This window comes from Hansschlegelia quercus, from assembly GCF_004310425.1.
GTDB classification, from domain to species: Bacteria; Pseudomonadota; Alphaproteobacteria; order Rhizobiales; family Methylopilaceae; genus Methylopila; species Methylopila quercus.
Genome location: NZ_SIUB01000010.1, coordinates 85,278 through 96,789, shown reverse-complemented (window position 1 = coordinate 96,789; position 11,512 = coordinate 85,278). Strand labels below are relative to the sequence as shown.

12 protein-coding genes are annotated in these 11,512 nt (G+C 67.2%); 7 read left to right on the top strand and 5 right to left on the bottom strand.

All coding sequences use genetic code 11. The annotated features are described in order from the left end of the window. Positions 1-10 precede the first annotated feature (10 nt). Positions 11-3,325: a transglutaminase family protein gene (locus EYR15_RS15985; protein ID WP_131004573.1), complete on the bottom strand. Its 3,315-nt coding sequence runs from the start codon at positions 3,323-3,325 to the stop codon at positions 11-13. 184 nt (positions 3,326-3,509) lie between these two features. Here EYR15_RS15985 and EYR15_RS15980 point away from each other — a divergent pair, with 184 nt between their 5' ends. Next, complete coding sequence (locus EYR15_RS15980; protein WP_131004572.1) at positions 3,510-4,574, top strand: zinc-binding metallopeptidase family protein; 1,065 nt, start codon at positions 3,510-3,512, stop codon at positions 4,572-4,574. 82 nt (positions 4,575-4,656) lie between these two features. Here the strand turns inward: EYR15_RS15980 and EYR15_RS15975 are convergent, their stop codons facing one another. Both EYR15_RS15975 and EYR15_RS15970 read right to left on the bottom strand, forming a co-directional pair. After that, positions 4,657-5,430 carry a Bax inhibitor-1/YccA family protein gene (locus EYR15_RS15975; protein WP_131004571.1) on the bottom strand — a complete coding sequence of 258 codons (774 nt, stop codon included), beginning with the start codon at positions 5,428-5,430 and terminating at the stop codon, positions 4,657-4,659. 157 nt (positions 5,431-5,587) lie between these two features. Next, complete coding sequence (locus EYR15_RS15970; RefSeq protein ID WP_245498361.1) at positions 5,588-6,061, bottom strand: L,D-transpeptidase family protein; 474 nt, start codon at positions 6,059-6,061, stop codon at positions 5,588-5,590. Positions 6,062-6,243: 182 nt separating this feature from the next. On the opposite strand from EYR15_RS15970, the gene EYR15_RS15965 reads away from it, so the two are divergent. The 4 genes from EYR15_RS15965 to rpmF all read left to right on the top strand — a co-directional run bounded on the left by EYR15_RS15965 (position 6,244) and on the right by rpmF (position 8,524). Continuing rightward, positions 6,244-6,930, top strand: a complete 687-nt coding sequence (locus EYR15_RS15965) for a response regulator transcription factor (protein WP_131004569.1) — start codon at positions 6,244-6,246, stop codon at positions 6,928-6,930. Between the two features lie 30 nt (positions 6,931-6,960). Further along, positions 6,961-7,401 (top strand): cyclic nucleotide-binding domain-containing protein, encoded by a 441-nt coding sequence (locus EYR15_RS15960; RefSeq protein WP_131004568.1) that lies wholly within the window; start codon positions 6,961-6,963, stop codon positions 7,399-7,401. A gap of 80 nt (positions 7,402-7,481) precedes the next feature. Then, positions 7,482-8,189: a transglycosylase domain-containing protein gene (locus EYR15_RS15955; RefSeq protein WP_131004567.1), complete on the top strand. Its 708-nt coding sequence runs from the start codon at positions 7,482-7,484 to the stop codon at positions 8,187-8,189. Between the two features lie 149 nt (positions 8,190-8,338). Then, positions 8,339-8,524 (top strand): 50S ribosomal protein L32, encoded by a 186-nt coding sequence (gene rpmF, locus EYR15_RS15950; RefSeq protein WP_131004566.1) that lies wholly within the window; start codon positions 8,339-8,341, stop codon positions 8,522-8,524. Between the two features lie 81 nt (positions 8,525-8,605). On the opposite strand, the gene EYR15_RS15945 is transcribed toward rpmF, so the two are convergent. Beyond that, the gene (locus EYR15_RS15945) at positions 8,606-8,890 is read right to left on the bottom strand and encodes a hypothetical protein (RefSeq protein ID WP_131004565.1); all 285 of its coding nucleotides are present in this window, start codon (positions 8,888-8,890) and stop codon (positions 8,606-8,608) included. Positions 8,891-9,109: 219 nt separating this feature from the next. Between EYR15_RS15945 and EYR15_RS15940 the strand changes: the two genes are divergently transcribed. Continuing rightward, positions 9,110-10,831, top strand: a complete 1,722-nt coding sequence (locus EYR15_RS15940) for a GGDEF and EAL domain-containing protein (RefSeq protein ID WP_131004564.1) — start codon at positions 9,110-9,112, stop codon at positions 10,829-10,831. Positions 10,832-10,925: 94 nt separating this feature from the next. After that, a complete protein-coding gene (locus tag EYR15_RS17030) occupies positions 10,926-11,099 on the top strand; it encodes a hypothetical protein (RefSeq protein WP_165455526.1) in 174 nt (57 codons plus the stop codon). Positions 11,100-11,103: 4 nt separating this feature from the next. On the opposite strand, the gene EYR15_RS15935 is transcribed toward EYR15_RS17030, so the two are convergent. After that, the gene (locus tag EYR15_RS15935) at positions 11,104-11,499 is read right to left on the bottom strand and encodes an MAPEG family protein (protein ID WP_131004563.1); all 396 of its coding nucleotides are present in this window, start codon (positions 11,497-11,499) and stop codon (positions 11,104-11,106) included. Positions 11,500-11,512: the final 13 nt, after the last annotated feature.

Below are 11,512 nucleotides of genomic sequence, written 5' to 3'. Positions count from 1 at the left end.
TCAGCCGCGTTCAGATTCCGGCCGGCCGCCTCAAGTCGAGCGTATGCGGGAAGCTCGGGTTCGGGGTCTCGATCGCGGGCTCATAGGCGCCCGGCGTATGGCCGATATCCTCGAAGCGGGCGAGGCGGCGGGCTTCGGCCTCATAGGAATTGACCGGGAAGGTGTCATAGTTCCGGCCGCCGGGATGGGCGACGTGATAGACGCAGCCGCCGATCGAGCGCTTCGACCAGCGGTCGTAGAGGTCGAAGGTCAGCGGAGCGTGCGCCGGGATCGTCGGATGCAGGCCTGTCGCCGGCTGCCACGCCTTGAACCGCACGCCCGCCACGAATTCGCCGGCGATTCCGGTCGGCGCGAGCGGCACGGCCCTCCCGTTGCAGGTGACCGCGTGGCGCGCCGGATCGGCGTTGGAAAGCTTCACCTGAAGCCGCTCGACGGAACTGTCCACGAACCGCACCGTTCCGCCGATCGCGCCGGTTTCGCCCATGACGTGCCAGGGCTCGAGCGCCTGCCGAAGCTCGAGGCTTACGCCGTCCCGGTCGATCTTCCCGCAGAACGGGAAGCGGAACTCGGACTGCGCCTCGAACCATTCGGGCCGCACGGGATAGCCCGCGCGCTTGAGATCCTCGAGCACATCGAGGAAGTCCGCCCAGATGAAGGCCGGCAGCATGAAGCGGTCGTGCAGCCTTGTGCCCCAGCGCGCGAAGCTCCCCGTGGCGGGCTCCCGCCAGAAGCGGGAGATCAGCGCGCGGATCAGCAGCTGCTGCGCGAGGCTCATGCGCGGGTCCGGCGGCATCTCGAAACCGCGAAACTCGACGAGGCCCAGCCGGCCGGTCGGCCCGTCCGGCGAATAGAGCTTGTCGATGCAGATTTCCGAGCGGTGGGTGTTGCCGGTAACGTCGATCAGCAGGTTGCGGAACAGCCGGTCGACGAGCCAGGCCGGCGGCGCCTGGCCCTCGCCGGGCGCGGGCAGGTTGCTCATCGCGATCTCGAGCTCGTAGAGCCCGTCGTGGCGCGCCTCGTCGACCCGCGGCGCCTGGCTCGTGGGGCCGATGAACATGCCGGAGAACAGGTAGCTGAGCGAAGGATGCCGCTGCCAGTGCAGGATCAGCGACTTCAGCAGGTCCGGGCGGCGCAGGAAGGGGCTGTCGAGCGGCGTTGCGCCGCCGACCACGACATGGTTGCCGCCTCCGGTGCCGACATGCTTGCCGTCGACCATGAACTTGTCTGCGCCGAGCCGCGACTGGCGCGCGTCCTCGTAGACGCCGCTAGTGATCTCGACCGCCTCGCGCCACGACGCCGCGGGGTGGACGTTGACCTCGATCACGCCGGGGTCCGGGGCGACGCGCACGACATTGACGCGCGGATCGTGCGGCGGCGGGTAGCCCTCGATATGGATCGGCGAACCGAGCTCTTCGGCCGACGCCTCGATCGCGGCGAGCAGGTCGAAATAGGCCTCGACCGATTCCATCGGCGGGATGAAGATCGAGAGCCGCCCGTCGCGCGGCTCGACCGTCAAAGCGGTGCGGACCGAGCCGTAGATGTCGGAGTTCAGCAACGGACCCAACGGCGCCGGCTGGTCGGGCTCGGGCGAACGGAGCGTGCGCTGGTCGTGGCCCGTAGCGATCTCCTCGGGGTCGGGCAGCGGCTCGAACTCCCGCACGGGATCGGCGGGCGAGAAGAACGGGAACTGCGCTGGACTGAGGTGGGGCAGCGAACCGAGCGGCAGGCGATAGCCGACGGGGCTGTCGCCGGGGGTGAGGAACAGCTTGCCCCGACGCGTCGACCAGCGCTCCGAAATCCAGCGCACGCCCTGCGCCTGCCAGGCCTGCACCGGCAGCACGAAGCCGGACGGCTTGGTAAGCCCGCGATCGAACACCCGCGCGATGCGGGCGCGCTCTTCCGCGTCGGCGAGCTTCGGATTGGTGGGGTCGACGTTTTCCGGCAGTTGCGCTTCGCGAGACAGCCAATAAGACGGGTCTTCGTAAGCCGCCGCGACGTTGTCGGACGGTACGCCGAGCCGCTGGGCGACGCCGCGGATCAGGCTCTCGGCGGCTCCGGCGTCCGACGGCCCCTCGATCTTCTCGCGGGCGATCAGGTCGGCGTTCTTCCAGATCGGCTTGCCGTCGCGCCGCCAGAACAGCGAGAACGTCCAGCGCGGCAGCGTCTCGCCGGGATACCACTTGCCCTGCCCGTAATGCAGGAAGCCGCCGGGCGCGAAACGATCGCGCAGACGGCGGATCATGTCGTCGGCGAGCGCGCGCTTCTGCGGGCCGGTGGCGTCGGCGTTCCATTCCGCCGACTGGTAGTCGTCGATCGACACGAAGGTCGGCTCGCCGCCCATCGTGAGGCGCACGTCGTTCGCCTTGAGGTCGGCGTCGACCTTCTCGCCGAGCGCGTCGAGCGCCGCCCAGCTGTCGTCGGAGAACGGATAGGAGACCCGCGGCCGCTCCGCGATGCGGTCGACGCCCATGGCGAAGTCGAAGGTGACCTCGGCGTAGCTTGCGGCGCCGGCGATCGGCGCGGCGGAGCGATAATGTGGAGTGGCGGCGAGCGGCACATGGCTTTCGCCGGTGAGCAGGCCCGAGGTCGGATCAAGGCCGATCCAGCCGGCGCCGGGGAGATAGACCTCGACCCAGGCATGCAGGTCCGTGAAGTCGACCGACGTTCCCGCCGGGCCGTCGATCGCGACGAGATCGGGTTTCAGCTGGATCAGGTAGCCGGAGACGAAGCGCGCGGCGAAGCCGAGACGGCGCACGGTCTGCACCAGCAGCCAGGTCGAGTCCCGGCATGAGCCGGACCCCGCGCCGAGCGTTTCGTCCGGCGTCTGCACGCCGGGCTCCATTCGGATCGTGTAGTTCACCTTCTGCGAGATCGCGCGGTTCAACCCGACCAGAAAGTTGACGGTGCGGTTCTCCGAACGGTCGATCTCGCCCAAGAAGGCGTCGAGCAGCGGTCCGTCATTCTCAAGCTCGAGATAGGGCTTGAGGTCGACCTTGAGGTCGTCGGTGTATTGGAACGGCCAGGTCTCGGCGTATTCCTCCACGAAGAAGTCGAACGGATTGTAGACCGTCATGTCGGCGAGCAGGTCGACCTCGATCTTCAGCTCCGTCGTCTTCTCCGGAAAGACGAAGCGCGCGAGGTAGTTGCCGAACGGGTCCTGCTGCCAGTTGATGAAGTGGTTCGCCGGCGTGACCTTCAGCGAATAGGACGGAACCTTCGTGCGGGAATGTGGGGCGGGCCTGAGCCGGATGATCTGAGGGCCGAGCGAGACCGGACGGTCGTATTTGTAATGCGTCAGGTGATGAAGCGCGGCGAGTATGGACATACGGGGGAGGCGGCTCCTGTGGGCGGGCTCCGTTCAACTTAGACGCCTTCTGCATCGCAGCAACCCGCATCTTTGCGCGGAGGCTAAGGCCGGCGCGGGGCGGTCCGATTGCGACGGAACCGATTGAACCTCTGAGCGATTGTGCGCGCAGCCGCGTCAGGCGCTAGCTCCCCGAAGGTCTTCGATGAAACTGTTCAATTGCCCGCACTGCGACCACGTCGTTTTCTTCGAGAACGTCGTCTGCGAGCGCTGCAACCATGCGCTCGGATACGATCCCGGCTCGAACGCGATGCTGGCGCTTGAGGCGGGCGGGACGGGCTGGACGTCGGTCGGCAAGATCGAAGCCAACCGTCCGTGGCGGTATTGCGCAAATTACGAGCATGGGACCTGCAATTGGCTCGTCCCCGGCGAGCAGGAGGAGCCGTTCTGCCTTGCCTGCCGACACAATCTCACGGTTCCGAACCTCGCCGACGCCGCCAACGTCGCGCTCTGGCAGAAGATGGAGATCGCGAAGCGGCGGCTGTTCTATCAGTTGCTGCGCCTGAAGCTTCCGCTGGAGACCCGTGCGGAACATCCGGAAGGCCTTGGCTTCCAGTTCCTATCGAACGACCCGAATCTGCCGGGCCACGTCATGACTGGTCACGATGACGGGCTGATCGTGATTGCGCTCGCGGAAGCGGACGACGCCGAACGCGAGTCGCGCCGGACCGCGATGGGCGAGCCTTACCGCACCCTGATCGGCCATTTCCGTCACGAAATCGGCCACTGGTACTGGGATCGCCTGGTCCGCGACGGCGGCAAGCTCGACGCCTGCCGCGCGGTATTCGGCGACGACAGTCAGGATTACGACCAGGCGCTCCAGGCTCACTACGCCAACGGGCCGAAGCCGAACTGGCAGAACGATTATGTCTCGAGCTACGCCGGCGCCCACCCGTGGGAGGATTTCGCCGAGACCTGGGCGCATTACCTGCACATCACCGACACGCTCGACACCGGCCGGGCCTGGGGGTTCCGCATCGATCCGCGTGCGGACCGCGACGACGTGCTGACGGCGAAGATCGACTTCAACGCCTATTCCGACACGACCACGATCCGCGAGATCAGCGGTTCCTGGCTTGCTCTCGCGGCGGCTCTCAACGCGCTGAATCGCTCGATGGGCGCCGCGGACCCTTATCCCTTCGTGCTGTCCGAGACCGTGATCCACAAGCTCGGCTTCATCCACGACCTCGTTCACGGCCGGGTGAACTAGGCGTCCGGACCTGACAGGGACAAACAAAAGGGCCCCGGCGTCGCCACCGGGGCCCTTCGCGTTTTCGAGCTTCAGTCGATGATCACTCGCGGTTGCCGAACAGCGACAGCAGCATCGTGAACATGTTGATGAAGTTCAGGTAAAGCGACAGCGCGCCCATGATGGCCTTGCGGCTCATCGTGCCATTGTCGTCGAGCTCGTAATATATTTCCTTGATGCGCTGCGTGTCGTAGGCGGTGAGGCCCGCGAACACGAGGACGCCGACCACCGAGACGACGAACTGCAGCATCGACGACTGAAGGAAGATGTTGACGAGCATCGCGAGCACGATGCCGAACAGGCCCATGATAAGGAACGAGCCCATCGCCGTCAGGTCGCGTTTCGTCGTGTAGCCGTAGAGGCTCAACGCGCCGAAGGCGGCCGCGGTGATGAAGAACACCCGCGCGATCGAGCCTCCGGTATAGACCAGGAAGATCGACGACAGGGATAGGCCCATCAGCGCCGCGAAGACGTAGAAGGCGATCTGTCCGCCGGCCGCGCTCATCTTGTGTAAGCGGGCGGAGAGGAAGAACACCATGCCGAGCGGAGCCAGCATCACCACCCACTTCAGCGGGCTCGTGTAGAGCAGCACGCCGAACTGCGTGAGGTGCATGCCCCGAGCGGCCACGCCGGTCGGCTCGCTCGAGACGGCGAGCATGAACGCGCCGATCGCGGCGAAGCCGGTGATGGCCAGGCCGATCGACATGTAGTTGTAGACGCTCAGCATGTAGGATCGCAGGCCCTGGTCGACCGCGGCGCTCGGCGCCGCGACGCCGCCGATAGGCCTGCCGAAGGCGTTGCGTTGGAATTCGGACATCTCAGGTCCCCTTGAAAACATTCCCGAAGCGGACCGACGCCAAGAAGCGCACGATCCCTTTGGACGCCAAGGATATGGGCATGCACAGAGGGCGCACAAGCGGCGCGAGGCCCGGCCGTTCTGACAACTTCGTCAGATGACGACGCGCTAATCCTCGTTAACCACGTAGCTTTCGCGGACCAAGGCCGATTGAGACGATCGTTTCGAGGCCAAGACGTCCCGCGAGGCGCCTCAGCGACTTGGCGTTCAGCGCAACGCAGCCCTCGGTTGGGGAGAAGCCCGGCTTCGCGACGTGCATGAAGATCGCGCTGCCGCGGCCCCGCCGCACCGGCCGGTCGTTCCATCCAAGTTCGATCACGAGATCGTAAAGCGCGTCGTCGCGACGCATCCGCTCATGAGAGGCGCGGAAGGGCAGTCGAACGGGCTTGTTGTAGCGGGGATGGGAGGCGGCGTCGCACCAGCCGTCGTCGGCTTGGATCAGCCGGACGGGGAGGCCGGTCGGCGGGCGTTGGCCGTGGTCCCCCCGCAGCCACAATCGCCTGAGCGCCAAGGCGGAAACCGGCGTCGCGCCGTCTCCCTCTCGCTTGGAGCGGCTCAAGCCGCCGCGGCCGAGCGCGCAGGGAAAGCGCATGGCGCCGGCTGCGAGCTGCCCATGCGACGGCTCTAAGACCGATCGGCGGACCGTGATACGATGAATTGAGCGCGATTTGACGGGCTTTCGTCCCTCCGGGGGTACCCGCCCGCCTTGTCTAATCCGCATCAGGCCCTTTAATCCTCGAACTTCGCCCGGCGACGGGCCTGTAGAGACTTCCGATGGCCGCCAAGCGCAAGATACTCATCGTCGAGGACGACCCGGACCTGAGAGGCGAGCTTGCCGAGCAGCTTGATCTCCACGACGAGTTCGAGGCGCTCCAGGCCGGCGTCGCGACCGCCGGCGTCGCGATCGTGCGCGAAGAGCATGTCGACCTTGTGCTGATGGATGTAGGCCTGCCGGACATCGACGGGCGCGAGGCGGTCAAGATGATGCGGCGCGAGGGCTATCGCGGACCCGTCATCATGCTGACCGGTCAGGATTCCGATTCCGACACGATCCTCGGCCTCGAGGCGGGCGCGAACGATTATGTGGCCAAGCCCGTGCGCTTTGCGGTCCTGCTCGCCCGCATCCGTGCGCAGCTCCGCAGCCACGAGGCGAGCGAGGACGCGATCTTCTCGATCGGGCCCTACACCTTCAAGCCCGGCTCCAAGCTGCTCGTCACCGACAAGAACGCCAAGATCCGCCTGACCGAGAAGGAGACCTCGATCCTCCGCTACCTCTATCGGGCAGGCGCGGCGGTCGTTGGACGCGAAACCCTTCTTCAGGAAGTTTGGGGTTATAATTCAGGCGTGACGACTCACACGCTCGAAACGCACGTCTACAGGCTTCGCCAGAAAATCGAAGCCGACCCGTCGAATGCGCGTCTGCTCGTCACGGAAGCCGGGGGCTACAAGCTCGTTCCCTGAGTAGGGGTTCGGCGTGCGAAGCGGGGACGGGTGGCGCTCGAAGACGACATTCGCGTTTTAAGCGAGACGCCGCTGCTCAGCGAGTTGGGGCGCGACGCCCTGCGCCTGATCGCATTCTCGGCCGATCACGTCAGGCTCTCGCGCGGCGACGTGCTGTTCAGCGAGGGCGATTCCGCAGATTGCGGCTACGTGGTGGTCGCGGGCCGCATCACGCTGGAGCGCGGGGGCAAGGAGACGGTCGTGGGCCGCGCGAGCCTGATCGGCGAGCTCGCGCTCGTCGCCGACATCCTGCGGCCAGCCACCGCCACCGCCCGCGAGCCGCTGGTCCTGCTGAGGATCGCCCGAGAATCCTTTGGCCGGCTGTTCACCGAATATCCGGAGCTCGCCCGCAAGCTTCACGCGCGGCTCGCAGCCCGCGTGCAGAACGACATCATTGACCTCAAGAAGATCGAGGCGGCGCTCAGGAAGTGAGCCGCCACGGCTTTGCGCCCGCGGGGTTTCGACTAGAGTGAGGCGGCGGCGCGTGGCCGCGACGGGGGCTTGCGGACGCGATGGCTTTCCTGGCGCGGAGCTCCACAGCCCGGCTCCTGAAGCCTCGACTTTCGCCGCTCGGACTGTTCGGGCGCATCGCGCTCGTGCTGGTCGCGCTCCCCTTCCTGCTGACCCTTCTCTATTCCGTCGTTCCGCCGGTCTCGACACTCATGATCGCGCGTTGGGCGACGCTGAGACCGGTCGAGCGGGTCTGGACGCCGATCGACCGTATCGCGCCGGCTCTGCCCCAGGCGGTGCTGGTGTCCGAGGACGCGCGCTTCTGCAGCCACCATGGCGTCGACTGGGGAGCGTTGCGCGGGGTCTTCGCCCGGCACGGCGGCCCGGCCCGCGGCGCCTCGACCATCCCGATGCAGGTCGCGAAGAACCTGTTCCTCTGGCAGGGAGCTCCGTACCTCCGCAAGCCGCTCGAGATCGTGCTGGCGCACTGGATCGACTTGGTTTGGACGAAGAGGCGCGTGATGGAGGTCTATCTCAACATCGCGGAATGGGGACCGAACGGCGTGTTCGGCGCCGAGGCCGGCGCCCGGCGCGCGTTCGGCCGAAGCGCGGGAGCGCTGACTCCCCAGCAGGCGGCGCGGATGGCGGCGGCCCTACCGAACCCCGTGACGCGCGATCCGAAGCTCGGCGGACGGCAGGCGAGCGCTCATGCCGCGATCGTCGCGGCGCGCGCTCGCGGCGCGGCGGCGATCGCCGCATGCCTGAGGTGAGCGCTGGAGATGCGGCGGCGGCCGGTTTCCGCTGGCGTTTCGGCCAAGACGCCGCTATAAGCCCGGCCTCGACGAGGCGGGATAAAAGCTCCGCCCGCTTTTTGGCGCGCCTTCGCGGCAGCGCAAAGACGATCTGACGGAGTTTCGAAATGGCCGTTCCGAAGCGAAAGACCTCCCCGATGAAGCGCGGGCACCGCCGTTCCGCGGACGCGCTCCAGGCTCCGACCTATGTCGAGGACAAGGATTCCGGTGAACTGCGCCGCCCGCACCATCTCGATCTGAAGACCGGCATGTATCGCGGCCGCCAGATCCTGACGCCGAAGGCCGAAGCCTGAGAGCGGATCGCGCGGGCGACGAAATAAAAAAAGCCGGCTCGCGAGAGCCGGCTTTTTTCTTGTTCCTTTGACCGGGGCCGATCAGGCGGTCGAGCCGCCCTTGGAAGGAGCGGGCTCCGCGGCCTTCTCATAAGCGTCGATGGCGGCCTGCACGGTCGCCCGCCTGCGGGAGCGGGTCTGTGGCGCGCCGATCGAGGTCGCGATCAACTGCGCGACGAGCGGGGCATAGGCTCTCGCTGGGCGGGACTTCGAGCGCGCGGCTTCGCGGTCTTCTCGCCGGCGCCCGCCGCTCTTGCGCCGCTCTTCGGCGGGCTGGACGCGTTCGCGGCGCTCCGGCTGTGTCTGCGCCTCGTCGTCGTCGCGCATGCGACGGGAAACCCGAACGGGACGCTCAGCCTTATCGACCGGCGGCAAGCTCAACATAGGGTTCGACCTGTCTGACCGAATTCGGTTTCGTCCGCGTTCCGGTCCCCCGGCCAAGTAAGAACGAGGTGTTTGTGTTTCTGTAACGGAATCTAGGGGCTTTCCGCCTAGAGTCCATACGAGCGATTCGTCTTGCACAGACGATCTCCGAGGAAGGTAAACATGGCCGAGGCCAAGCGTAGGCCCGAACCCGACGCCCCGGTCGAATGGCCGTTGGACGATCTGCTGACCGCGATCGGCGAGGCGGCCTATGTCTGGGACGTCGCGAGCGACCGCCTGCGGTGGACGCCCGGGGCGCGCGAGGTGCTGGGCCTTTCCGCGTCCGCCGCAATCGACTCCGCCTCCGGTTATGCCGCCGTCATCGACCCGGACGCTCTGACGACCCGTCGCGAGGCGGTGTTCGGCGCCGACCAATTGGACCGCGGCAAGGGCGTCGCCTTCGAGATCGAGTATCCCCTGTCGAGCGGCCCGCGCGGCCAGCGGCTCTGGGTGCAGGATCGCGGACGATGGAACGCCGGGCCCAACGGGGAGCCCGTCACCGTCATAGGCGTCGTGCGCCGCCTGGGCGCGCGCTACGAGAGCGCTGCGCAGGCCGCGATGCTCTCGCGCTTCGACCCGCTGACCGGCCAACTCGCCCGTGCGCGGCTGATCGAGGTCGCAGGCGCGACGCTCAGCTCGGCCCAGCGTCTGCAGGGATCCTGCGCGCTGGTGCTCGCCTCGATCACCAATCTCGGTGCGATCAACGAGTCCTATGGCCACGATGTCGGCGACTTCGTCATCGTCGAGACATCGCGGCGCCTGAAGGCCGCGATGCGCGGGGCGGACGCGCTCGGGCGGTTCTCGACCTCGACCTTCGGCATCGTTCTCCAGGATTGCGACCGCGCCGATCTCGACGTTGCGCTGCGCCGGCTCGCCAGCGCCATGCATGACGCGCCCGCGATGACGCCGGTCGGACCGGTCGCGGTCCGCATCGCGGTCGGCGCGGTCGTGGCCCCGCGCCACGCGCGCGACACAGTCGAGATGACGGCGCGCGCCCGCGAGGCGCTCCGACACGCCGCGACGACCGCGGCCAGCGTGTCGATCTACGCGCCGGATCCAGAGCGGGAGGCGAAGCGCCGCGCCAACATGCGCCGCGCCGACGAACTGATCGGAGCGCTGAACGACCGGCGCGTCCGTCTCGCTTTGCAGCCGGTCTTCCGATCCGGCGTTCGGGTTCCGGTGTGGAGCGAAGCGCTGGTGCGCGTCGTGAAGGAGGATGGCGGGATCGTCGCCGGCGGCCCGCTTGCGGAAGCAGCCGAGGCCGTCGGGCTGATCCACATGCTCGACCGCCGCGTGCTCGACCTCGCGCTCGCCTACCTCGCCGAGAAGCCGGAAGCGCGCATCGCGCTCAACGTGTCGGCCGCGACGACGGGCGACATGACCTGGTTCGACGCGCTGGGCGCGTGGCTCTCGCTTCGGCCGGACCTCGCCCCGCGGCTGATGGTCGAGATCACCGAGACAGCCGCAATCGCGGATATCGCGGTGACAGCGCGCTTCGTCGCGGATCTGAGGACGCTCGGGGTCCGCGTCGCGATCGACGATTTCGGGACAGGCCACACCTCGTTCAAGGCGCTGAAGGAGCTTGCGATCGATCTCGTTAAGATCGACGGCTCCTTTGTCCGTGACATGGCGACCTCGCACGACTCGGAGGCCTTTGTCAGGGCGTTGTTGGCGCTCTCCCGCGAACTCGGCTTCGAGACGGTGGCCGAGCAGGTTGAGACGGAAGCCGAGGCCGCCATGCTGGAAGCGCTCGGCGCCGACTATCTCCAAGGCGACCTGCTGGCGCCGGCAGCCTTGGTCGAGGAACCGGAAGAACCTGCGGCCTCCGCGTCAAAACAGGGCTGAGTTCAACGCCCAAATTTTAGGCCTGCCTACAGCTCGTTTCGAGGGGCACGGCCGCCAATGTCTCCATCACCGATCGTCAGATATGGAGGACGACATGGTCGAGACCGTCACCGAAGAGCGCCCGTGGACGCTGGAGAACGTCCGCGAACTGCAGGAGCTCGCTGGAGCGAAGGTGCCGGCGTCGCTGATCGCGATGCGGCTCCGCCGCTCGCAGAGCGACGTGCGCGCGAAGGCGTCCGAGCTGGGTCTGTCGCTCTCCGCGGAGTAGCTGCTCAGGCCGCGGGAGCGGCGCTCCAGAGCGGCGACAGGAAGATCGCGATTGTGATGAGCAGGCCGGTGCCGAAAACGGCCGAGCGCAGGGACGCCCGGTCGGCGTAGTAGGCCCAATGGTAGACGAGGCGGAGCAGGATGAAGGCGGCGGCCAGACCGTCGACCCAATCCTGCGATGCGCCTTGCGTCCAAGCGCAGAGCACGGCGGCTGCGAAGAACGGGAACGTCTCGAGCCCGTTGCGGTGCGAAGCGTAGACGCGCTTTCGCCAGCCTTCCAGCCGTCCCTCCCAGCCGCGCGGGTCGTTGTTGTCGAAGCTCCGGTCGCCGCGCTTGGCCACGCCCGCGACGACGATCGGCATCAGCCCCGCGATCAGCACGCACCAGATGGCGATCGGCATTTCCACGCTCCTT